The sequence below is a fragment of the Terriglobus roseus genome, assembly GCF_900102185.1.
Classification (GTDB): domain Bacteria; phylum Acidobacteriota; class Terriglobia; order Terriglobales; family Acidobacteriaceae; genus Terriglobus; species Terriglobus roseus_A.
The window spans coordinates 2,680,370-2,704,487 of sequence record NZ_LT629690.1 but is presented as its reverse complement, the minus strand read 5'-3'; the positions used below and the strand labels follow the sequence as shown (position 1 = coordinate 2,704,487).

The window sequence follows — 24,118 nt, the reverse complement described above, 5'->3', positions numbered from 1 at the left end:
ACGAGTTCAGCCGAAGTTCAGCACCAATCTATGGCTCTTCGCATGCTTCCACTGCAGACTCTCTAAAGGCCGACTGATTTGAAGTGGGCCTCTGCCCGGAGGCAAGTGTGCCAGTACTTAGTAACAACATTATGTGGGAATCTTTCGCTCTTAGGGCGCTCTCTTGCACTACCTACGGCGGGGCCGATCTCGGTGAATGCTACGCAACCATGAATAGGATTGGCGATACGGGTTCACGGGAAGACTGGCATAGGGAGTGGGTGCAGACTGCGGATCGTTTGTTCGCCATAGGCCGAACCTGTGAAGATGCGGGACATAAAGTGAGTGCCAGAGAGGCATACTTCCGAGCCTCAACGTACTATCAGGTTTCTTATTTTCCCCTCTTCGGTTCGCCGGTCGATCCCTGGCTGGTGGATGCATTCGGAAAAGAAACAGAATCCTTCCTCTGCGCAGCGAAACTCAATCCCTCACCGATTGAACCTGTCGATATTCCGTTCGAAGGAGCGTCGCTACCGGCCTACTTTCTTAAGCCCGATACGCACGCGACGCGGAGACCGACGATTCTTCACATCAATGGTTACGACGGCAACATCAACGAGATGTACTTCGCTCATGGCCCTGCCGCGATGAGCAGAAACTACAACTGCCTGTTACTCGATGGACCAGGGCAAGGGCGCTGTCTCATTCGTGATGGGTTGCCGATGCGTCCCGATTGGGAAACGGTTGTACAGACTGCTATCGACTACCTCATAAGTTGCCCGGATGTAGACCCCGACCGCATTGTGTTAGCGGGATGGAGTTTTGGCGGCTATCTAGCGCCTCGTGCTGCTGCGTTCGAGAAGCGAATTGCGGCTTTGATTGCCGACCCGGGGTTGTGGGACCTGAAGCCCGACCTCAAACCGTACGGCCTATCTGACGAAGCCATTCGTCGTTTCCCTGAGATTGATCGCTCTGTATTTTCTCGATGGGAAGAGAAGCTTCGCTCACCCGAAGCTGACCCCATGATGCACTGGAAGATTGTGCAGCGAGGTCTTTGGGTACATGGAGTGGAATCACTCTTCGATTTGATTTGCGAACTTGGCCGTTATGAGTTGAGTCCTTACGTCAGCCAAATCGAATGCCCCACATTATTGACCGCGGCAGAAGGGGATTCCCTGGGAGTTCAAGCTGACACCTTATTTGCTGCGCTCCGTTGTCCGAAAACTCTTATCCGATTCAGCGAGGCAGAAGGTGCAAACGGCCATTGCGAGGCACTGGGGCGAAGGCTCTATCACCAACGAGTTTTCGATTGGCTCGACAAGACACTCGGCCTCATTTGAAAGCTGCTTCTTGTAGGCATTTCGTACTCCGGCAGAAATGCTACGGAATGACGGATCGATCGTTCTGCAGATTTTGTTCTTTCACTCGAGGAGTACGACCAATGCGAAAGCTCGCGCCGATGGCTGGTGTTCGAAACGGCATACTGCTTTGCCTTGCCGTGTGGATTGCAACGAGTGCTGGAAGCGCGCAGGTCACAGCCGCTCCGATCGGGGCAGCTATCACCCCACACGCTCCGACCACACAGATGGCCCAGCTCACGATTACCTCTCAGGGCAGCGAGGCCAATGTCCAAATCGCCTCGCCGGCCGGTGTCGCGCTCGATGACCTTCATGTCACGCTCAACGGTGTCGATGCGCGTGAACTCTTCAGCTTCAGTAACTGTTCCACCAGTTGCATGACGGCGGATCTGTCGCACGCAGGCAGCGCGCACGTAGGGCAAAACACGCTCTACGCCTCGGTCAAGGTTTCCGGAGGCAAGGTGCTCAGCACTCGCTATCCCTTCGAGATAGCGAGTGGTGCATTAAGCGGCGGGGTGAAGGCGATGGTGTCGGCGCGCAGCAACGGAGTCGTGATTGCCCCCGATGGTGGCAGCGCATTCAACGCGCCTACGGTCTATTTTCAAACGCTTACGCCAGGAGGCTGGCAGGGGCCGGGACATCCGTGGATTCAAGTGGGCTCAACCACCTATCCCTCATCCAACACGCCGACATGTAGCGGCACGTATTTCGCCGTTGTCTTGAACCGCGAAACCCTTGTCGAACAAACTGCCGCGCCGGAATCCTCGCCGCAGTGCTTCAGCAACGGCGCGGCGCTCAAAACATATCTCGGCACGCTGACCTCTGCAGACCTCGCCATCGTGGGCACCACCAGTGGCAACGCTTCGGATGTGCAGTTGAACACAGCTTCCATCGGCGGCGTCGACCACACGAGCGACAAGCACATCCCCACGGGCTACATGGCCATCGGTAGCGGTGGGACTACCGCAGGCTCCGCGTACGAGAACTACGCAACGCAGAGCTTCAGCATCCAGCCCTGGCCCCGCGCCAATGGTTTCTTGCAACAGGACACGAGCAGCAACTACAACTTCCAGTCCTCAGACGCGCGAGAGATTGTCGTCGATCCGTACCTGCCTGTTGTCAATGCCGCGAACAGCACCACGGGGTCCGTCGTGGTTGAGATGACCGCGGCGGACAAGGCCTCCACTGGTGCCATCAATGACCGCTACGTCATGCCCGATAACACCACTGCGCCGGGCTCGGTTCTGCTTGCGACCACAACCAACACGACAACGGCGGCGAACGGTGGTTATTGGTTGCTGGTTCTGGACCGCACAACCCTCACGCCGACGTCACTCAATGCAGGTTCCAGCTCGCTCTACCCGCTCACGAGTCTCGGCACTGGCACGCCGCTGGCGGACTGCAAAAGCACGATACAGGGCACGGAACGCGTATGGACGAACTGCGGCGTGCTCTATCCCACCGGTGATTCATTGGGCGAGTCCAACCGTTCCGCAGCTCTCGCTGCTCTCGCCAACGACCTCAATCGCACAAACCGCTATTTCGTTGTGGTCCTCATGTCGTACGGCATCAGCCCGGCTGTCGGTACGGACTACTTCAGCAGCACGTATGAGCCGAATTCTGACAGCTTCGCGAATGCGTTAGAACTGATTGGTGGATCGGCGCGCGCTCCGATGTACATCAACACAGAAGGCCTTACAGGCACGGGGGGAATGGGGGTGACACCGGTGAAGAAGGTCTACACATTGATCACTTCCAGTGACATGGGCAATCCACTCACCGGCTCTGCGGTTGAATCGACCACCGTTAATGCAGACTCGGCTCAGACCGGCTACGTGCATGCACTCATGGTGCGCAATCAGTTCGGGCTTTTCCAGCCCAGCCAGCCATCGCAGCAAGTGAATGCGGCCGACGACGCTGCGGCCGGACCGGACTTCACCATCAGCAAGATGAGCCTGTCGCAGCCGGTGAGTTGGCCTGCGTTAAGCAACACACCCATGCCCGATGCCAACAGCGCCGCAGGTCAGCAGGCAGCCTACCGCTACATCAGCTATGAGCTCATCACGCAGAAATACATTATTGGAGCTACGGGCAGTCATCTCGACGATCTCCACTACTATTTCACCGGCTCTAACGCGAACTACCTCAACTATCACTATTACGATCCACGCCAACTTACCTTTCCGGGTGGCAATAGCAATTCCTATACATGGACCGATCCGATCACCAATCAGCAGCTCACCTTCACGTGGGAGGACTTCGTTGCTGTCCAGTCGCAGACCTATACCGAACTGGTCGACTTCTACAACGCCCTGAACTATCTCGTCACTGGGCCGGTGAATCTCAAACAGGCGGTGGCTTCCGGCGATTCCAGCGCCAGCAGCGCGCTCATCGCAGCCGCAGCTAACGTTCTTGCCGGTTCGCTGCATCCTGCAGCCTCCACACCGGTCAGGATGAACATGGCCAATGTGCTCTCCATGTTTGCGGGTGTTGCCAGCATCTCCGCTGCTATCGCTTCAGATGGCAGCTTTGAACTCGTTGACGCCGCCATTGCCAACAGGATTAACAAGACCGTATCCGCCATTGGCGGCGGGCTATCCACAGCCGCAGCCGTAACCGGTGGCCTCAAGGTGGGTAGCACCTCGAATGGCAGTCGATATCAAGCCTACGCAACCACGATCGGGACACTGGCCCAGAGCCAACTCCAGGAGCAATACAGCACAGGCTTCGATCTCACGGCGGATAGCCTGCTCTCGGACTGGGGGCGTCTCAGCACCATCGGCCCCATGACCACCGACAGCGATAACGCAACCTTCTACGCTCCCGATCAGACTTCACAACTTGGTGCGATCATCGCGACCAATCTTGCAACCGAGAGAAGCTACTACCTATCGCTTATGCCGTCTCTGTACAGCGTGCAACGTTGGCATGGTGTTGCGGGCATCGACACTCTTGATAGCAGCAACATTGACAGCAAAATCACTAACCAGCCTGCCGCCGGGACCAGCCCGAAGTTCGGGCAGACTTATTACCCGTTCTATCTTGCTAGCGGGACGAATAACGGTGGCGTAACCGCTCTGCCCTACAGCTTTGTATGGACACCCACGCCTGGGCAGCAGATCTGGCCGTCCGTCCAGTTCCAAAGCTCTTGCCCAGTGGATGTTTGGGCTATCGCCACACCGAAAGTTACAACCAACTTCGGTGCGAACGGCGCCAAGTTCACCGTTCCTACGGAAGATTTGCTCACCCAGTTGTTCTCCTCGAGTGGTCTGGCTATCCCGTTGAATGACTTCGTCAGTCAGTACGGTCCCATGCAAAGCGCATGGCAGGACATGGACAACAACACAACCCTGAACACCGCAACCGGTTTCCAGGTCTCGCAGATTACCGACGCGCGCAATGTTGGCATCTCTTGCAGCAGGTCGGGCGGCGTAGGAGCAACCAACCCCGTCACCACAAGTGTGGACACCTCCACAACACTCCAGGCTCCGGCATCTGCGGTGCTTGGTCAGGCGATCACGCTTACAGCAAAAGTAACCATAGCGACTGGCGGCGGTGCGGTCACCGGGGGCAGCGTCTACTTCGTTGTCGATGGGGCCGTTGCCGCCACCGTTGCCGTAAGCCCCACAGGGGTAGCAACCTACTCGATAACGCCAACGGTCGGTCAGCACACCTACCAGGCGTTGTACTCCGTAGTCACGCCATATAACCCGTCACAATCTGATGTCGCTACGTTAACCATCTATTCCAGTTCACCCGCCATCGCGGTCGTACTCTCGCAGGGGACACTCACTGCAACCTATGGAGTAACCACATCACCCATCTCAGTTAGCGTCGCCTCCATGTACGGAATGACAGGCACGGTGCAGTATTCCTGCTCCGGTTTGCCGATAGGCATGTCTTGCGTTTTCGATTCGTCGTCAGCCGTGTTAGCTGCGAATACCTCCGTCTGCACCAACGTCAAGATCATCTCCCAAAGCGTTACTTCTTCAGGAGTCGGAAACTCGCGTCTGCTTGCGCTACTCTCTTCGGCGCTCGTGATGTTACTGCTCCCGGCGCGCAGGCGAATCAGGGCGGCAGGCATGTTGGCAGCGTGGCTGCTTGCCTCGGTGGTGTTTCTCTCCGGTTGCTCAGGCTCCGGCAGCAGCGGAAGCAATTCTGTCGTCGAGTCCGGCACCAAGACTGTGCTGGTGAACGCCACCGTAGGAACCACGACAAGCAGTGCGCCCCTCATAGTCACGATCAAGTAATACCGCCGTAACCCTGTGACATGGGTAAGGCTTCACTGGACAGGAAATTCGCTGTACGATTCCGAGAAGCTTCGCAGCGCGAATGCATCACCTCAAGCACGGTGCAAGGCCTCTCAAGAATGGTCTTCGTTAAATTAGCCTTAACCTGTCAGAAGTTTCTCAGACAACCGCGGAGGAAAGGCAGCTGCGAAGATTTAGAACTCAGCTTTATGTTGGAGAGCGAATCGAAGGAGCGAATTGGCTCCCTCGATCTTGAGCTTCCGGCAGATATTCGTACGATGATTGTCGACGGTGCGATAGTGGATGCCGAGCTCGTCGCCGATCTCCTTACTCGCCTTGCCCTCTGCGATTAATCTCATGACGTTGCGCTCGGCCGGTGTGAGCTTTGCCATGAGTTTATCTATGGTCTCTTCCCCGGTTTGAAGGCTGATCAGCTGCTCGGTCATGCTCGGCCCAATATATCGCTGACCAGAGAGAACAGTTCGGATTGCGGTAACAATGTCTTCGGAGCCGCTGTCCTTGAGGATGTAGCCGTGAGCCCCAGCATCGAATGCAGCACGCAGGTAGATTGCTTCCGAATGCAAGGTCAGTAAGATGATCTTTACTTGCAGGCCCAATGAGCGGATCTGGCGAGCGACGCCTAATCCGTCAAGCTTTGGCATGTCGATATCGAGGATTGCAACGTCCGGTGAAAGAGCCTGAATCTGCGATAGTGCAGACTCACCATCAGAAGCCTCACCGACGACCTCAATTCCGCTGGTCGCTTCGAGGCCCAACCGCAGTCCCGTGCGTACGATGGGGTGGTCATCCGCGAGTACAACACGAACAGAAACGGACACGGTTGTTTGCTCCTCACAGCTGTTGTCGAATACCGCTATTGCAGGGACGCTGCCGAAATTCGCTCAGCGAACAATGAACCGTAGTCTACATGCGATCCGCGTATTGACTGACGATCATACCGAGTTCATGAAGATTTACTTTGGATGTATATCCGCAAGCACCGACTGCTTCAGCCACAGTCCCAAGCACATCCTCGTCGTAATCCGTGAGGATATGTATTTTCGCTGAAGGGTCGTATTCCCTCAACAGCCTTGTCGCAGATAAACCGTCGAGCCGGGGCATCTGAATGTCCATGAAGACCAGATCCGGATGATGTTCCATGTATGTTTCCAACGCGTCGGCGCCATCCGCACACTCAATAATCGACTCGAAGTCACCACTGAGTGCGTACCGGATCAGGCCTCTCACCTTTTCGTTGTCTTCAACGATCATGATCTTTAGCCGTTCGGGAGAACGATGTGTGTGTGCAGACTCCATCGATTAATTAGACGACGAAATCACTGATCCGAGGCGTGCTATCACCACACGGTGGACCCGTGTGAAATCACACAGATGAATCGTGTGATAACGCACGAGAATCTGGTCGGAACAGGCCAAAGTGCGAAGCAATTTTCAGTTACGAATCGCTTCTGGGGTCTCTGTTTTGTCAGCGGGAGACGTCGGAATCAGTGCCGTCAGAGTAGTGCCTTGACCTGGCGCAGATTTGACTTCGAACTTACCGCCAAGCAATGTTGCTCTTTCTGCCATTCCTCGCAGTCCAATCCCGATTCGGCCAGTCTTGTTGACGTTGCGATCCACTGAAAAGCCCACGCCATCGTCTTCAATCCTTAAGATGATCTGATCTGTCATTCTGTCGACACGAACACTCGCAGAGCTTGCAGACGAATACTTGATGATGTTGCCGAGTCCTTCTTGAACGATGCGATAGAGGTTAATCCATTGATCAAGCGGTACAACGTCATCGATATTGTCCATCTGGACCGTGATCGGAATGCCGGCGGCATCAGCCGTCTTTTCGACCAGATATTCAATGCTTTGCGTCAGCCCGAGTCGATCGAGATGCGAGGGCCGTAAATCATAGGCAATCGAGCGTGTGTCTTCTAATCCAGCCATGGCTTCTGAGCTGATCTCCTCCAGCACGGAGTCTTTGCTCTTGGCGGGATCTTCCTTGAATCGAAGAGCCAGTTTGGCGGTGCTGTTGATGACCACGAGCCTCTGTCCCAGGCTGTCATGAAGCTCCATCGAGATTCGCTTCCGTTCCTCTTCTTGTGAGGTGATGAGTTGCTGCAGAAAATCCACTTGAAGTGCGTGTCTGGCCTTGAGCTCCATGAGTCGATAGCGCCAGATGGAAAACGCCACAAGAGCGGCGAACAGAATTACGAATGCTTCGAACCACCGAGTCTTGTAGAAGGGAGCCAACACAGAGATGGAAAGGGGAGTACTCGATTGAGACCATGTTCCGGTCGGACTCATCGCCGAAACCAAGAAACGATAGTTGCCTGGAGGAAGATGACTATACGAAGCCGATCGATGGAAACCGGCGTCGGTCCAATCCTGATCCAGGCCCTCAAGCTTGTAACGGAAACGAATCAGTGTCGGTCTTAGGAAATCCGGGGCGGTGTATTGGATTTGCAGACTGTACTGGGAAGGAGAGATCGTGATGGGCCCGTTCAGATCAGCGGGTGCCTGATCGACGAGAGCAGATTCGACAATGGTTCGAGAGGGTCGAGAGTCGACGCGTACCTTTGATGGATCCACTACAGCCACGCCATCCTGTGTAGGAAACCATAACTTTCCGTCAGTTGCGCGTGTTCCTGCGGGGGAAATTCCGCCGTTCATTTCACTATCGCGAAGACCATCTATGGGGCCATAGGAGATTGAGGAAATGGTCGTTCGCGAACCGGTTGCCATCTCTTCCAGTTCTTTCTTCCCGACCCGATAGATGCCTCGACTGCAGCTCATCCAAAGGTTGCCGCGATGGTCGTCCAGAATTTGAAAGACGCCATCATCAAAAAGACCGTTGGATGTGGTGTAACGAGTGATGCGCCCATCTTTGAGTCGCGCCAGTCCACCATCAAAGGTACCGATCCACAAGATTCCATCTTTATCAGGATAGAGCGACCAGACGTTGTTGCTTCCTAAACCATTCTTTTCCGACCATTGGATGACCCTCCCGTCGTGAAGTTGGAATAGGCCATTACTTCCTCCAAACCAAAGATCTCCATTTTGTGTTTCGGTTATCACGTGAACGTCTACTGACGCGATGCCACCGCCGTTAGAGAATGGTTCGATACGGTGGTTCTCAAACTTGAATGCGCCCGTTCTTCCCCCGAACCAAAGCGCCCCACTTCGGTCTTGATAAATCGAAAGCACCACGCTTTGCGAAAAGTTCGGAACACCTTCCGTAGAGAATCGTCCATTCTGGAACGTCGCCAAACCACCATGAGTGGCAACCCAAAGCCGTCCATTCCGTTCTTGATAGATCGCCGTCACGAGAGCTTTTGGAAGCCCGTTCGCTGACGTGAAATTGCTGAAATGACCGTTCTGGAAGCGGCTTAATCCTTTGTGCCACGTGCCGATCCACAACGCCCCGTCACGATCCTGGTAGATGGCGTATGCATCTTGATCGAGGAGGCCCTGCTCTGTGGAATAGGTACTGATCGTTTGGCTCTGGAGGCGGTAAAGACCTTGTCCCGCGGTGGCGAGCCACAAGTTTCCTTGGTGGTCCGCATAGCTGTATCGAAAGGTTATCTTCGACGATTCTCGACCGCGCCGAGCATCAATGGATCGCATCACGTCTTGCGCTGGTTGGAAGTTCCATAACTTCCCGTCAGGGCCGTGATACATCACGGCATCTAGGCTATCTACTTGTTTGGGATGATCAGTGATCAAGGCTAGCCGGACAATCTCGCCGCTTTGCATTCGCAGCCACGCGACATGTTCCTGATCAAGTCCGACTGTCGAAATCACTTTGCCTTGGAGTCGCGGAGGTAAGGCAAATTCTCTCGATTGACCTTTCGAGAAACAGTAAACCTTGGTCTTGTCGTAGGCTACAAAGCCCGTACTGTCCCAGATGAGAGGACCATAGATACGGTCACTGAGCGGCTGATACAACTCAAACCGATCTGACTTTGCATTCCATTGCGCTACCTGACCGCTGGACAGAATCCAAACATTACCGCCAGCGTCGGTCGTGATCGTTGACACATCGCCGTGAGGAATACCATCTCGAGAATCGTAAGTTCTGAACTTGCCTGCGTGATACCGCAATAGGCCGCCGCTCTCGTATGCAACCCAGAGGTCACCGTCCCGGCTTTGCTCAAGGTTGATGAACCGGTTGGAGATGATACCGGGTGAGTTGCTCTTGTTGAATATCGTGAAGCGTATCCCATCGAATCGTGCCAACCCATTCAGAGTTGCGATCCAGAGATATCCATCTGGCGTCTGCGTAACGCCTCGAACTTCATTGCTCGGGAGACCGTTGTCCACGGTCCAATCCTCAAATCCAATCTGCGCTGTGCACGAAGCCGGCACGAGTAGGAAGACCGCCCCCAGCAGAATTGAAACGACACCTCTGAAGAGCATTTTCAAGGTACGCATTGAGGGTTATGAGAAGGTCTGGAGTTAGTCTACGGGGATTATAGTCGTGTGATTTCACATAGACGATAAGTGTGTTTTCTCTTATGTCGACCGTGTGTTGACCTCTATTTATCTGCCACTTTCTCGCCGCTACAGTTAGGGCTGCCATAGCTTTCTGCATGGCATACCTAGATATTTCAGCGACACAGCAGGAGAGGAATCATGCGCAATAAATTAAACCAGTGGGGCATTGCCAAGATCCTCTTGGCTGTAGCGGGGCTTTGCTTGCCACCACTCGCGAACGCTCAATTAACCCCAACCGGGTCACTATCCGGTTTATCCCCCAAACCAGTTTCCCGGTTTAGCGATGTTTATTCGGGCACGCACTTTCACGTGGTTAATGGCACTGCAGGCTCAACTGCAAAGTCAAACACGATTGCGATCTCCGCGAACGGAGGCGTCATGCTTGGAGGTGGTCAGGAGTTTTCCTTGACCCTGCCGGCAGATGCTGACACGAACACGATCACAGCCACACTCAACGGCCGTGACGTCAGTAGCCGGTTTCGTGGCACCTCGGGCTATGTTTCCGCATCGGACGGACTCAGCACTGTGAAGAATGTCCTGAACGTTAGTGTGAAGACATCTTCAGGTGGGATGGCGAGTGGTCGCTGGAGATCCATGACCGGAGCTCCTCGTAAGAGTGTCAACGCTACCCAAACTCCGAAAATGATGGCCACAGCAAATGCTGCGGGAGTCGTCCGTTCCCAAGCGGAGCCCGACGTACCGGTCAATCCAGTTTGCGACCCGGTCGCCATGTGTCCGGCCTGGCTGGCGCCGTCGGTGCGTTTCGATACGCTGATGAAAGGCAACTGGAACGGGTCAGGCCCCTGGCTCGCTGTCAATGGCGTAGGGTACGGCGGCCCGACGACAGGTACAATCCAAGCCCAATATGTTCTCCTTGCAGTCAATCGTCAGACCCTGGCGTACGAAGACTTTGAGTGGTTTAGCAGCGGTGGTGGTGCGGCTGTGACCAGCTATGTCAAAAGCAAAAACTATACCTCGAACGATCTGGTGATCGTGGGTACGGGAGCTGGGGCCAGCGCGCTCGACTCTGGATTGGACATGACCTCCATTGGAGGGACAAACTGGGCCAACTATCCATCAAACCAGTCAATGCCCAGCAGCTACATGATCATCGGGTATGGAGGTGCGGCGGCTGGTTCTATTTATGAAAACTGGGGACCGGTTGGGGCGTACGCGACGGGGTCATTGCTGGAGGATGCAAATGGCAATTACAACTTTCAGTCATCAGACATCATTGAGTTCGCGATTGAACCGAACGATCCTGGATATAACTCCCAACCAACGGTTAGGCTGACTGTTCCTACAGATCAAGCTATCTTTGCCTCTCCAAATACCGAAACACAACTTATCCTTCCCGCGATTGCACCCCCCAACCAAAACGGCATATGGATGCTCACCCTAGACCGTGAAAACCCCATGCCTGCATACCAAAGTTGCTCGGGTGGAACCGATATCCCTTCCAACTCAGCTCGTGTCGTGACCAACTGTGGACAATTCTTTCAAGTTGGAATTGGTGGCCAAAATATCGATGGAGAATGGTCTGCCTTGGCTGCAGCGATCAATGCCGTTCCCTACAACAAACTGCTCATCCTGCAATCGATTGGCAGTGTGGGGTCGAACTCACAGCAACAGACGGTAACGAATGGCGGCTGGTCCGGCGCCGCAACGTATACGGGTTTCAAGGCATTTACTGCAGCTCTTAACGGTTGGGGCGGCACGCCGTATGCAATCGCCGGACCGACCTACACGAATCAGGATAACTATGCTTTTGTCGGGTATCAGGGGGGCGGAAACGCGCTCACCGGGGCAACTGCGGAATTATCGACTGCGTTTACCGGGCAGATGGGCGTGCTGCATGGCACTTTGCAACGGAATTCGAACGGTTATTACCTGCCCGCCCAAAATTCCGCAGAGCAACAGGGCCTGTTCAACGCTAAGGGAGGTATCAGCGACTCAGATTTCCTGTTGAGTATGGCTTCCTATCAGCAGCCAGTGGAGTGGCCGTCGAACAGTGGTACCGTGCTTCTGCCAAATGCATCCTCTCTAGCCGGACAGCAGGCTGCCTACCGCTTTATAAGCCACTGGCTGTTGGGTGGTTACTACGTGAAGACAATCCAAGGGCCGCATGTGGATGACCTCCATTACTTCTTCACAGGATCCGTCAATACTTCCATCGACTATCACACGATGGACCCAGCGAATCTGCAATTTCCTGGCGTGGGTGCGTGGAACACCTTCGGCTGCACCGCAAGTGACGGTTCAACCTGTACTTTTACCGCGACAGGCGATAGTGCATCATCATCGTTCACCTCGGCTGACTTCAACGCAGTGAAGGCCCAGTTGTCCCTCGAAGTGATCTATTTGACCAACACCTTACAGTACCTGGTGACCGGTTCCGCGAATATGAAGGATATCGTGGCGGCCGGAAACGCAAATGTGGGATTGGCGCTGAGTGCCGCCGCAAATACCGTAGAAGGTAGCGGCATGGGGAATCTCAACGCTCAGGAGATCGCAACCAAGAACGTTACGTTTAGTTGGCAATCGCTTTTGGGCTCGTTCGGTGGCCTATTGTCGATTGCAGCCAATGTGGAAGGCTTCGGCGAACTGACTCCAATATTCGATGCAAATAGCCAAAATTGGAAGGATGCCAAATACCTGACTTCCCTTGGCAATGCCTTAGGTGCAATCATCAGCACCATAGGTAGCGGAGGCAGCATATCCAGCAAGAACACTGTGATTTCTTCATCTCCCCAGCCGTTTGCACAACTGACTACAACGGTTGGCCAACTTGCAACGGCGGATTTACAGAGCCCCCTCCTTGCCGGCTTCGACAGCACAGTTGACAACATCACGGCGGATTGGGGACGTCTGAGCATCATCGGACCCCGCACCACCACAACAAACGATTCAACCTTCTTTGCGCCCAACCAGGTGCAGCAGGTTGCAGCGATTAACGGCATGACGAGTGCATCGGCAAGGGGTTTCTACTTCGCCCTGCTTCCCACGGTCTATAACCTTCACTATTGGAGAGGAGTCGAGTGGGCCGGTGCTTCTTCGGGAGCATTTTCTCAACCTACCGTGGGGTCAATACAGGATCACGATGAAGCCGACTCCTGCAATGCCTTTTACCTCACTGCGAATCAGCCTCCTGGTTCAGGTATTGGACAACTCTCGCAATATCAAAGCGTCGCCTATTTCTCGCCCGGCGGCACAGAACAACCATTTGGCCAGGACGAGGGTTTTTACGACTTCGCGGTGATAGACGGTGTAGCGTCCAAGGCGGGTTCTCAGAGTGTGAACATTACTGTGATCGACTCTGATCTCGCAAATAACTTGTTTGCGCCGAACCAACTGAACGTCCCCATGTACCAGATGTTCTCCGTAAATGGACCGATGGCTAGTGTTACGTATGATGCCAGTGCCAGTAACCCCTCTGGCTGGGGCAATGGCAGCATTTGCGATGCAAGCGATCACAATGCATGGCCGGGCGACGTCAGCGGAGGACTCCTCGGGTCAGCTCCTGGTGGAAATGGTGGCGCTGGGAAAAAACTTCTCACAACGACATCAGTAACGAGCCCTTCCAGTGGAGTACTCGGTCATGACGCCGCATTCACAGCTCAGGTGATGACGGGTGGTCAACCAGTCACGTCTGGCAGTGTCTACATCTCAGTTGACGGTGCTGTCGTCGGCAATCCCGCGATTGGTACGGGTGGCACAGCAACATGGACGGTGCCGGGTGGCCTCGCTCTGGGCAAGCATCAGATTCAGGCAGACTATGCGCCTGGCTCAGGCTACGAGGGCTCCAGCGCTCAACCAGCCACCTACACAGTGTATTCAGAAAGTGCTGACATCTTGATCTCGATGGCCAGCACAAGTATGAATGCCACCTACACCTCCACCTCAGCTCCTGTATCGATGCAGATCAATTCGGTGGCTGGATTAGCGGGTAACGTTGTGCTCTCATGCACGGGACTTCCGGCAGGATTGGCATGCAGCTTCGACTCGCAATCATTGAATCTGGCTGCTGACGGTAGCGTGAATGCAACGGTGCAGATCGGGCCTAGCTCAGCCAGCCCAACCAGCCAGACCTCCATGGCATTGCTCTTCCTTCCGATCTTGGGATTGGGTTGCTGTGCCGGATTCGATCGCAACTCATCGCGGCGTCTGGTTGTTGCGATTATCGCAATCTGTCTAGCCACTGTGACTCTCACCGGCTGTGCTGGCAGTTCGATGAGCTCAACGCCAACCACAACGCGAGAAACGGGATTGAAAACAATCACTGTCAATGCGAGCGTGGGATCTGTCTCCCGAAGCATGGGGATTAGCGTCAACATCCAATAGCGGTTTCGGAATGGCAAGCCGACGCGGTGTGTCCGCCGTGTCGGTTTTTGCCTTTTGTGATTACAGGAGATCCGCGATCATTGTGTTCGAAAAGGTAATAGAAGCGGTGATGTAGACCCCTACACAAGGGATAATTTTCTGATCGATTGAGATTGACGAAGACTACATCCGAACAGGTCTTAAAGTCCTATTCTTGATCAACTCCACGCTCTAGCGAGTTGAATGAGTGCTTTTCGAATCGCGGTCTCATGATGGGCAGCAAATCCCAGCAGCACACCCTTCGGGTCGGGACGTTTCAACGTGTAGCGGTCGATCCCGATGGCCTCAACTCCTCGCGCAGCAGCTGCTTTTTCTGCCTGTCGCGATGTCATCCCATTGTCTAGGAATCCCACCGTGTAGAGTCCAGCCCTAACGTTTGAGATTTCAAGCAGCCCGCCGAGGTATCTATTGCCGCCTTCGATCAATGCCTCAAGGCGGCCCGCATACAGATCACGCATTTTGCGCAGATGACGCGCGAGATGTCCGTCCACGATGAAGTCGCAGAGCACCGCCTGATCAAAACTCGCATTGCGGAAATCTGTTTGAAAGCGGAAGGCCATGAAGTAATTTACGAGCGACGGAGGCAAGACGACATAGCCCACACGTAACGATGGGAACAATGTCTTGCTGAACGATCCGATGAGAATGACGTTTGAATTTTCATCCAGGCTTTGCAACGCGGGTACTGGCTGACCCCGGAACCTGTATTCGCTGTCATAGTCGTCCTCGATTACGAAAGCGCCGGTACGAGAGGCCCATTGGAGTAGGGCGATTCGTCTCTCTAAAGACATCGTTACTCCTAAGGGAAACTGATGGGCCGGTGTTAAATAAACCCCCTTGGCATGCGGGGAAAGTTTCTTGCCGGCAGCAACCGAGAGTCCATCTTCATCTACCGGCACGGCGATGATTCTTGCGCCGACGTTGTTAAACGCAATGCTCGCTCCAAAGTAGCCAGGGTCTTCCATCCATACCGCATCCCCACGCTTCAGAAGCACGCGCGCCAACAGATCGAGTGCCTGTTGTATTCCAGAGACAATCACGATCTGATCCGAGCTGCAGCGCACGCCACGCGATGTCCGCAAATAGTGCGCGATGGCATCGCGCAGTGGTGGATAGCCACTTCCATCTGCCGGTGTATCAAGCCATGACCTGAAATTGCGAGAGCGCTTGGCGGCGATACGTCCCCAAATCTCGGCTGGGAATTCCGCAACGGCCGGGTCCGACGCGCGGAAGGGAAGGCACGCCGCTTTCCATACAAGGTCGACGTAGGGCTTTGGTCGCACATACGACGAGATAACGTTTCCAACATAAGCGGGAGGCGTCGACGTCTGCGGCTTATGAGGTGGGACAGTCGCTGCGATCGGATTGATCCAAGTACCCACTCCCACTCTGCTAGATATGTAGCCCTCGTCCAGCAAGCGCTCGAAGACGCTGACGACTGTTCCGCGCGACAGTCCGTATTGTCGAGCGAAATCACGCGAGGCTGGCAGTCTGGCGCCAGCTTCAAGCCTGCCTTCTAGAATCGCGTTGCGCAGCTCTTCGTAAAGCCACTTCGTCAACACCTGATGAGGGGGACGATTCTTAATACTCAACTCGAACGAACTGACGATTCGTGACATGGCTGGGATTGGTCTAAGAGTATTTCTTCTAATTGGCTCTACCAGAGTACCAATTGCAACCCATACTATCAGCGCAAATGGATTTCAGTCGGTCAGCTTGCTCGTTGGAGATGAAGATGGACAGGATGAGAGTCGGTGTTTGGCTGTATGGTTCGGCAACGATTGCAACGGGGGTCGTGAACATTGTGTGGTTGAAATTCGAAGCCTCGCATCAACCGATAGCGGCTCTCGGCCACCTCACTAGCGAACCGGTACTGGCAGTGCTTTCTGGTATCTGGTTAGTTGCTGCCGGCATCGCCTTATTGCGGCGGCCAACCGCGTGGATTGGCGCCTCGGCGTCCGCTCTCATCTACATCGCCTTTGCCCTTTTGTGGGTATCGCGCTACGCTGCAATGGCTCATGCGGTGGGGGTTCGATTCGACCTTCTTGTTTTCTGTCTGGGAGGTGCTGGCATGCAGCTCCTTCTGGCCGCCCCGGCTGCCGTCCTCTACGCCGTGGCACGTCCCGGTTCACTCCCGAAGGGCAGCGCGCTGGCGATCACTCGTTGGATGTTGGGCGTGCCTCTCATCACCTTCGCTATGGGGCACCTTATCAATACTCGTGGTTATGGGAGGTTCGTCCCGCACTGGGTGCCGTTTGGTCTTTTCTTTGTTGTACTGACTGGCATCGCTTTTCTGCTGGCAGGCTGCGCTATTCTTGCGAGAATTCGCGACGTGCTCGCAGCAAGAATGCTCGCTCTTATGCTCCTGTTGTTTGAGTTCACGGTAGAGATACCGCCGGCCTTTTCCAACCCACACAGCCAGGGCGCATGGGGCGGAGCCATCTACAACCTCACCGCAATTGGAGCATGCTTGGTCTTTGTGGAGTTTGCGGGTCGGAGTCAGCAAAGGGGATTCACACCGAGAGAGCAGTTGGCGACGGCTCGTTCCGGCGCAGTCGTTTAAAGAAATTCAACGCGTTCAGAGTCTTCCCAGATTTTGCGAATTGTGCGGCGAATTCGTGAACCGCTTTAGAGCTTCAATGAGTTCGGTCGTGCCATAAATCACCTCATCCGCATTCGGCTCAACATCAACTAGGCCGCCTTTGTTTTTCGCATCGTTCGCTTTGATCAGAAGATCGGCAAGGCTCGTGGGCAACTGTTCGAACGCACTTTTCCATTGTGACCGAGGGACGGCATGAGCATGGATCGTGCGACCTGACAACTCACTCAGAGCTGTCGCCACATCACTTGCGCTATAGCGGCGCGGTCCTTCCGCGTGGACGATGTCAAGATCACTTCCACTTTGAGGTCGGAGGAGCAGTCTGGCCGCGATGAGACCGAGATCTTGTGCTGAGATGGTTGGCAGCACCATCTCGATTGGATCTTGGAAGGTCGGGAGAGTTCCAGATGAGAGCGCCACTGGGATTACGCGTCCCCAATTGTGCATGTGTTCCGCGGAACGGAGGATCAGCTTATAACTTTCGACCGTGTGAAGCAGGCTTTCGAATTCGTGGAAGATGCTGGGCATGCCGATGTTCTCGGAGACGTGTGCCCCGTAATCAGAAATGGCCAGCACGCGACTGGGACGCGTCTGTCGGAGCGCGTGGATGATGCTGGTGCCCGAGAGGGACAAGTCTCCTGCTGGATCCTTCACCAGAGGCCGCAGTGGGAGGATGACCTGCACGGTATCCGCATCGCAGATTGCCTTCTCGAGAGAAGCCGGGTTCTGCAAGTCGGCAACAGCAACTTCACACCCCAGTTCTCTGAGTGGAGCGCCCTTTGCCGAGTCGCGAACAATTGCTCGCACAGGCATGCCCGCTTGTCGTAGTGCTGAAGATGTTGAACGTCCGACGTTTCCCGATGCCCCGATGATTGCAAACATGCGTCTAGCCTCCATTCGATATGCAGCGAGACTAAAGAACGAAGGCACTTTGGATCGCGCAGATTCAGACGCAGTTTTGCAGTTTCGGGCAGATTTCATCTACGGGTGAGGGATCTCGCTTGGAGCATGGCCGAGAACACGACGCATCGTCGAAGACATGTGACTTTGGTGCGTAAATCCAGCCGCGAGGGCGATCTGACTTGCGGGCATCTTCGTCGTGGATAACATCGCTCGCGCGTATTCAATGCGACGACCAATGACATAGCGATGGACGGGTGTTCCGGTGCTATTGCGGAAGAGCGTCTTCAGACGGGTCGTGCCGACACCGGCAATTGACTCGAGATCGGCCAGATGAAGTCTCTGATCGAGGTTGGTCTCGATATAGTCGATCAGAATGCGGAGTTGACGCGCAGATAGTCGTGGCGTGTGGGACCTTTCTCCATGCGAAGCACGGTCGAAAGCTAACTCAACCAGTCGCACAGCCAAGGCGTTCGTCAGAAGTTCGATATAAAGCGGATCGGCGGGAGTATCCGCCTCCAGATCCTCTTTGATCGCCCACCCTATCGCTTCGATACGGGTGTCGCGAAGAGCAAAGCGTGGTGCGAGGTCAACCTTGCTGGAGTTCCTCCCCATCTGCTCAGCAACTTCTTCGAGGAGAGAGGGCTGGAAGCTCAGGCGCAGAATCTGACAGTCCGCGTCGTCCTCCCAAGAACCTTCCATCCCGGCGGGAATGACACCGATGCTGATAAGAAGGCTACGAAGCCCGAAGACGTCACTTGTCACGCTGCGAACAAGGGCAATTTCATGGATGGGAGCGATCGTGACAGCTGATTGTGGAAGGACATGACGCAAAGGTGAATGTGTCGAAGCCACTTGGGAGTTCACTAGGTCAAGTTTGGTAACAGACTCGTTTCTCCCCAAACGATTCCTTTGCCCCCAGCAAACGATTTGGATTGGTCATCTCCCGACGACGGCTAATTGCGCAAGAAGCTTAAGATGCGCGTAACTATATCCCCATAGTAAGAAAATAAAGGACTAACGGCGTTTCAGCGCGAGACCGTAACAAGATAGATAACGATAACAATAAAAACGTTATCGTGATATTTGGGTTTATGTATGGATGCTTACACCCAACTCGAACGGTATCTCCATCTCGCTGGAGATACCGTCTGGTTTCAGCAGCTGCCTGCGTCTGCCGCTCGGCAGACGCCCTATTCATGCGGGAGAAAGTTCGCTCTCGCAGAGGGAGACCTCTCCAATGCCGGCGAACACGCTTCGATTCCTTTCAATCATGGTGAAGCGCGCCAAATCTATCCCGTGACGGGAGAGTGGTGGTACTGATCTAATCGGGAATTGTCGAACTCGGCTTCGTCCCGTTTGATGACGACCGCATGATTCACTTGTTAGGAGAGGTTACTTTCTTACCGAAGTAGTCGATCAGGTAAAACGAGATACCTAGAACGAGGATGTCCTTGTAGAGAAACAGGCCAAGAAAACTCATGTACCGCATACCGGAGATGCCTGGTACAGAAATGAGCGCACCTGGAGTGCTGAAGAGCATGGTGCTGGTCGTGAAGAACATAACCACACCCACAAGACCGCCATGAATACCCGCCTTCGGTTTGAAGTAACCGGCGATGATCGGGACTGCATAAAGCCATTCGGTAAGACCGATCAGGTCTGATCCGACATAAGGTCCAAAGATCTTGAAATGCCACCATACCAGTGGGCTGTTAGAAACCAGAGGAATGATGCCTTCAACACCGGGGCCGAGTCATCTTGAAAGATCCTGCCCAAAGCAGCATTACAGCCATGCCGACGCTGCAGATCAGAAAAGCGATGTTGCGCTCCTCAACCCAAGCGGTCAACCGCACCAAACCACCCTCCAACTTTGTTTCCGACTCGCCTAACTGATTCATAATCTTGTTCCTTTCCGTTCGCCTTGGAGTTGTTTCTTCGCACGCCCGAAGGCAACTGCCTAAATCATGCGATACGGATATCGATCCTAAGTGTCTTTTGCATACCTTATAGTCTCGATATGGCCCTCTTGCGCCGTTTTTTGAACGGTTCGCACTCTCGGCACGGATGTTTTATTCAGGGAAGCACTGTGGGATTTCTCCCGACCTGAACGAACCGACGGGATATCTCCACGTGCTGCGGAAAGGAACCTTAACGGTCTTTCGTCCCTCAGGCAAGGTCCGATGGTGATCTCCGAGCCCGAATACGATCTTCGCGATTCAGACGTAACCAAGAGAGGCGACCGCAATTTGTTCAAATCGCTCTAGGTTCGTACGGTTTGCGCTAACGAAACCTAGCATTCACAAGCATCTGAGAACATCTGAAAAGACTGCGTTCAGGAAATGTTCAGATTCCTTGAATATGCTGACCGGAAACGAGGTCTTGCAATGCGAATTCTGGTGATCGAGGACGACCCGAAGTTGTCCTCCATTTTGCGGGATGGGCTTGAGAAGCAAGCGTATCGGGTCACGACAGCTCTCGAGGGGCAGGAGGGGTTAGCGCTCGGGCGCGATTATCCATTCGAGCTGATTTTGCTCGACGCCATGCTACCCGGTCTCGATGGATTTAGCATTGCTCGAGAGCTTCGCAGAAGTAAAATCTCGACGCACATCATGATGTTGACATCGCGAGATGCGACCTCTGACGTGGTGCATGGGCTAGACAGCGGCGTTGATGACTATCTCACAAAGCCATTCTCGTTCGAAGAACTGTTCGCACGTCTCCGCGCACTCGCTCGAAGAGGTGCTGGTTCTAAGAGCCTCTGTTACGAGATCGGCGATCTCTCCCTTGATCCCATGACACATATTGCAACACGGTCCGGAGTGCCCATTGCGCTAACCCGGACGGAACACTTGTTGCTTGAATACCTGATGCGAAATCCCAATGTTGTTTTACGCAGAGATGCCATCATCAATGCGGTGTGGGGTTACGAGACGACGGTAGAAAACAACACTCTGGACGCGTTCATGAAGCAGCTTCGTTTTAAGGTAGATGCCGCACACGATCAAAAGTTGATTCAGACGGTGCGGGGCTTTGGATATAAGCTCACGGCGGGACAGCTGTGAAAGTGTCTACCATCCGTTTCCGGCTTACAGTTTGGTACGCGGCGCTTGTTACAGCAACGGTATTGGTGCTGGGTATCGTCGTGTACGTTTCAGCCGCATGGGGAGTGCGCAAGGCCGCAGATGCGGAGTTGACTTCGGGACTCAATGGCATCGAGACATTTCTCAATCACAAGCTTGCGATACACGAAATGAATAACCTCGGAGAAGAGTTACGCGAACACTCATCACTGATGCCGCGCGGCAAAATGTTCCGCGTACGTGATGGCAATGGTGTTCTGGTCTACCAGCCTGACGCAATGGCTCCCGTATCCGATCTCCAGCCTTACGCGGCAGAACTCCACAAAGGGAATCAAGTAAGTGATGGTCATGTGTTTCGCACCATTAGTCGCATGGCACAGATTGGACCCTACAAGTTTTCATTGCAAGCTGCAGTCGATCAAACCGACTATCGCAATCTGATTAACCGTCTGGCCCTCCTGCTTGCCGCATGTCTGCCTCTAGCCGGCATACTTGCTGCACTTGGCGGACATTGGATGAGCGGACGCGTCCTTACTCCTGTGGATCGCATCACGGCCACGGCAAGCACGATCGATGCTCACAACCTTCAACTGCGGTTAAGTCTGCAGGGCAATGGAGATGAACTCGACCAGCTATCCCAAACGATAAATTCCATGCTGGATCGAATCGAGTCGGCTTATGATCGTGTTGCACAGTTCACTGCAGATGCGTCACATGAACTGCGTTCTCCAGTAGCCGTAGTGCGGTCCACGGCAGAACTTCTGCTGATGGATCTGGCGGATGGGAACAGGATTCGACGCGGTCTCACAAACATCGTGGAAGAGAGCGATTCGATGGCACGACTCATCGCTGATCTTCTGACTCTCGCGCGAAGCGGTTTAGAAGCAAATGCAGGGCAGCGAGAGCTCTTCGATTTAGGTGCTTCTGTGTCAGCACTCGTTCCACGAGCAAGAGAGCAGGCATCCTTGAAGCACATTGATTTGGTACTCCATGAGAGTGGGGTCTCGCTTCCGGTGCAGAGCAATCAAATGGTTGCCGAACGTGTCTTTATGATTCTGGTCGACAACGCGATTCGTTATACCCCAACAGGTGGCTCCATCACCGTCGGTACATGGCGCGAGGATAATCGATGCTGTCTTAGCGTGACAGACACAGGGATTGGTATCGCGCCGGAACATCAGAGCCGCATTTTTGATCGCTTCTATCGTGTTGATTCCGCACGTACTCCTGGCGACGGGGGAAGCGGTTTGGGGCTTGCCATCGCACGAAACCTGCTAGAGCTACATGGCGGAGGAATTTCTGTTGAAAGTCAGCGAGGAAAAGGGTCGAGTTTCCTCGTGTGGTTCGATACAAGCGATACCCAAGCGCCGGCAAGAGGTCTGAATTTTTCCACCGTTTGAGTCACCTCGACGAGACGAGAGAGCCACGTTTACCCGAGCAAATCAACCATCGCACAACCTGAAGATTTACTGAGAACGGATTGCCTGATCGTTGACCCCTGATTAACAAATTCGCTGGCAGAAGTAGATAGGCTCAAGCCATCGAGATATTAGTTAGGAAACCTTATGACCTCCAGGTTCTATTCAATCGCTGCACTTGCAGTTGTTTGTGTTCATGTGTTGTTTGCTCAAACTCCTTCAAAGAGTGCGAATGATCCGATTCAACAGATTCGCGAAATCAAACTGCCTGCATCAATAACTGGAAGCTTTGATCACTTAGCCGTTGATGTGAAGAGGAACCGCCTGTTTGTTGCGGCGGAAGATGTAAGGCAGGTCTTGATTGTTGATCTGAAAAGTGGTGGTGTGATGGGTACTATTGCATCGCAACGCCCCCACGATGTGATCTTTCGCCCGGAAACTGATCGTTTATATGTCACTGATGGTGGCGATGGATCGCTCGACATTTACGACGGTGAAAGCTACAAACTGATCAAACGAATCAGTCTTGAAAAGGACGCGGACGCATTGGGTTTTGACCCATCCCGTAAGCTCATGTATGCCGTAAATGGCGGAGGAGACGCCGGGAAGAAGTTTTCATTGCTGAGCATTGTCGATACGGTGAAGGCAGAGAAAGTACAAGACCTTCAGGTGAATGGCGACACGCTGGAAGCGATGGCTCTCGACGCGTACCGTCCACGTGTCTACGTTAATGACAAAGCGACGAATGAAGTTGTCGTTTTTGATCGCTATCGCAATACCGAAGTTGCGCGTTGGCCTTTGCAGAACTGCAAGACGAACGTTGCCATGGCGCTTGATGAGTCCCGCCAAAGGCTGTTTGTCGGTTGCCGTAGCGGGAACATTGCAGTGCTGGATAGCAATACGGGCAAGCAGGTGGCTAACCTGCCTATTCACAGCAGTGTAGACGACTTGATTTATGAGACCGCTACACGTCGTCTCTATGCAAGCACCGATGGTTCGTTGGACATCTATGATCAGGTCGATCTGGATCACTATCAAAGCCGTGGAGCCCAGCCGACAGGTGCAAGGGCCCGTACGGCATATCTGTCGACTGAGTTAAATCAACTCTTTGTTGCCGTTCCCAAGAGTGCAACGTCGACAGCTCATATTCTTGTTTTTCAGCCAACGAACACCTTTCCCCCGCGCGCTGTTCCGAAGGATGTGAAAGAGCCGGTAGATGCTCCTGCCGCTGAACAGATTGTTCTGAAGGAACTGTCAGCTCATCCGACACTGCGCCGCATGGGATTGCATGTCATTCCACCCGGGCAGAAGACCATGATTCTGATTGCGAATGGAAACGAGACGCGTCTCGGAATCCATACATCGCCAGGGGATTTTGCCGCAGTGAAAGAGGGCGGTATCTATGGCCCCCGAATTGAAGACGGACAGTTCTACAACATGAAGATGCCGATGTTCGATGCACAACACCGCAACATTGGAATTTTAGTCATGGAAATTCCGTGCACGACCGCTGGAAATGAAAAGGAAGCAGCAGAGCAAGCGGATCGTATTCGGGCCGAAGTTGCATCGCAGATTCCTGACCTGCAGTCCCTGTTCGTGACATCGTCTAGGTAACTCACCGAAATTCGCACTCACACTACGGGCTGAT

14 protein-coding genes and 1 pseudogene are annotated in these 24,118 nt (G+C 54.0%); 7 read left to right on the top strand and 8 right to left on the bottom strand.

Annotation, left to right across the window (positions count from 1 at the left end; translation table 11 throughout):
* Positions 1 to 209: 209 nt before the first annotated feature.
* Together BLT38_RS11230 and BLT38_RS11225 are read left to right on the top strand one after the other, a co-directional pair.
* Complete coding sequence (locus BLT38_RS11230) at positions 210 to 1,319, top strand: alpha/beta hydrolase family protein (protein ID WP_172838240.1); 1,110 nt, start codon at positions 210 to 212, stop codon at positions 1,317 to 1,319.
* Between the two features lie 101 nt (positions 1,320 to 1,420).
* The gene (locus BLT38_RS11225) at positions 1,421 to 5,587 is read left to right on the top strand and encodes an Ig-like domain-containing protein (RefSeq protein WP_172838239.1); all 4,167 of its coding nucleotides are present in this window, start codon (positions 1,421 to 1,423) and stop codon (positions 5,585 to 5,587) included.
* A 194-nt stretch (positions 5,588 to 5,781) separates the two neighbouring features.
* Here the strand turns inward: BLT38_RS11225 and BLT38_RS11220 are convergent, their stop codons facing one another.
* The 4 genes and pseudogenes from BLT38_RS11220 to BLT38_RS21185 all read right to left on the bottom strand — a co-directional run.
* The gene (locus BLT38_RS11220; protein ID WP_083345254.1) at positions 5,782 to 6,426 is read right to left on the bottom strand and encodes a response regulator transcription factor; all 645 of its coding nucleotides are present in this window, start codon (positions 6,424 to 6,426) and stop codon (positions 5,782 to 5,784) included.
* An 85-nt stretch (positions 6,427 to 6,511) separates the two neighbouring features.
* Positions 6,512 to 6,859, bottom strand: coding sequence for a response regulator transcription factor (locus BLT38_RS11215; RefSeq protein WP_172838238.1), 348 nt, complete (start codon positions 6,857 to 6,859; stop codon positions 6,512 to 6,514).
* A gap of 180 nt (positions 6,860 to 7,039) precedes the next feature.
* Positions 7,040 to 9,832, bottom strand: coding sequence for a ligand-binding sensor domain-containing protein (locus BLT38_RS11210; RefSeq protein ID WP_231966434.1), 2,793 nt, complete (start codon positions 9,830 to 9,832; stop codon positions 7,040 to 7,042).
* A 12-nt stretch (positions 9,833 to 9,844) separates the two neighbouring features.
* A pseudogene (locus tag BLT38_RS21185) lies at positions 9,845 to 10,012 on the bottom strand (two-component regulator propeller domain-containing protein); the annotation flags it as partial.
* A 216-nt stretch (positions 10,013 to 10,228) separates the two neighbouring features.
* Between BLT38_RS21185 and BLT38_RS11205 the strand changes: the two are divergent.
* On the top strand, positions 10,229 to 14,431 hold the full coding sequence (locus BLT38_RS11205) for an Ig-like domain-containing protein (protein ID WP_083345251.1): 4,203 nt from the start codon (positions 10,229 to 10,231) through the stop codon (positions 14,429 to 14,431).
* A gap of 197 nt (positions 14,432 to 14,628) precedes the next feature.
* Here the strand turns inward: BLT38_RS11205 and BLT38_RS11200 are convergent, their stop codons facing one another.
* Positions 14,629 to 16,089, bottom strand: coding sequence for a PLP-dependent aminotransferase family protein (locus BLT38_RS11200; RefSeq protein ID WP_083345250.1), 1,461 nt, complete (start codon positions 16,087 to 16,089; stop codon positions 14,629 to 14,631).
* Between the two features lie 116 nt (positions 16,090 to 16,205).
* On the opposite strand from BLT38_RS11200, the gene BLT38_RS11195 reads away from it, so the two are divergent.
* On the top strand, positions 16,206 to 17,033 hold the full coding sequence (locus BLT38_RS11195; protein WP_231966433.1) for a hypothetical protein: 828 nt from the start codon (positions 16,206 to 16,208) through the stop codon (positions 17,031 to 17,033).
* Positions 17,034 to 17,048: 15 nt separating this feature from the next.
* Here BLT38_RS11195 and BLT38_RS11190 read toward each other — a convergent pair whose 3' ends face one another.
* The 3 genes from BLT38_RS11190 to BLT38_RS20965 all read right to left on the bottom strand — a co-directional run bounded on the left by BLT38_RS11190 (position 17,049) and on the right by BLT38_RS20965 (position 19,590).
* Complete coding sequence (locus BLT38_RS11190; protein ID WP_083345248.1) at positions 17,049 to 17,951, bottom strand: NAD(P)H-binding protein; 903 nt, start codon at positions 17,949 to 17,951, stop codon at positions 17,049 to 17,051.
* Positions 17,952 to 18,050: 99 nt separating this feature from the next.
* A complete protein-coding gene (locus BLT38_RS11185) occupies positions 18,051 to 18,872 on the bottom strand; it encodes a helix-turn-helix domain-containing protein (RefSeq protein WP_197674882.1) in 822 nt (273 codons plus the stop codon).
* Positions 18,873 to 19,347: 475 nt separating this feature from the next.
* Positions 19,348 to 19,590 (bottom strand): DUF417 family protein, encoded by a 243-nt coding sequence (locus tag BLT38_RS20965; protein ID WP_331711423.1) that lies wholly within the window; start codon positions 19,588 to 19,590, stop codon positions 19,348 to 19,350.
* A 766-nt stretch (positions 19,591 to 20,356) separates the two neighbouring features.
* On the opposite strand from BLT38_RS20965, the gene BLT38_RS11170 reads away from it, so the two are divergent.
* The 3 genes from BLT38_RS11170 (at position 20,357) to BLT38_RS11160 (ending at position 24,084) form a co-directional block, all read left to right on the top strand.
* The gene (locus BLT38_RS11170) at positions 20,357 to 21,034 is read left to right on the top strand and encodes a response regulator transcription factor (protein ID WP_083347050.1); all 678 of its coding nucleotides are present in this window, start codon (positions 20,357 to 20,359) and stop codon (positions 21,032 to 21,034) included.
* Between the two features lie 2 nt (positions 21,035 to 21,036).
* Positions 21,037 to 22,452: a sensor histidine kinase gene (locus BLT38_RS11165; protein WP_231966432.1), complete on the top strand. Its 1,416-nt coding sequence runs from the start codon at positions 21,037 to 21,039 to the stop codon at positions 22,450 to 22,452.
* 165 nt (positions 22,453 to 22,617) lie between these two features.
* Positions 22,618 to 24,084 (top strand): YncE family protein, encoded by a 1,467-nt coding sequence (locus BLT38_RS11160; protein ID WP_083345245.1) that lies wholly within the window; start codon positions 22,618 to 22,620, stop codon positions 24,082 to 24,084.
* Positions 24,085 to 24,118: the final 34 nt, after the last annotated feature.

Coding starts and splice junctions, on each gene's coding strand:
- BLT38_RS11190 (WP_083345248.1), bottom strand. CDS start 17,951: ATGTTTGCAATCATCGGGGCATCGGGAAACGTCGGACGTTCAACATCT.
- BLT38_RS11160 (WP_083345245.1), top strand. CDS start 22,618: ATGACCTCCAGGTTCTATTCAATCGCTGCACTTGCAGTTGTTTGTGTT.
- BLT38_RS11170 (WP_083347050.1), top strand. CDS start 20,357: ATGCGAATTCTGGTGATCGAGGACGACCCGAAGTTGTCCTCCATTTTG.
- BLT38_RS11205 (WP_083345251.1), top strand. CDS start 10,229: ATGCGCAATAAATTAAACCAGTGGGGCATTGCCAAGATCCTCTTGGCT.
- BLT38_RS11225 (WP_172838239.1), top strand. CDS start 1,421: ATGCGAAAGCTCGCGCCGATGGCTGGTGTTCGAAACGGCATACTGCTT.
- BLT38_RS11230 (WP_172838240.1), top strand. CDS start 210: ATGAATAGGATTGGCGATACGGGTTCACGGGAAGACTGGCATAGGGAG.
- BLT38_RS11200 (WP_083345250.1), bottom strand. CDS start 16,089: ATGTCACGAATCGTCAGTTCGTTCGAGTTGAGTATTAAGAATCGTCCC.
- BLT38_RS11215 (WP_172838238.1), bottom strand. CDS start 6,859: ATGATCGTTGAAGACAACGAAAAGGTGAGAGGCCTGATCCGGTACGCA.
- BLT38_RS11195 (WP_231966433.1), top strand. CDS start 16,206: ATGGACAGGATGAGAGTCGGTGTTTGGCTGTATGGTTCGGCAACGATT.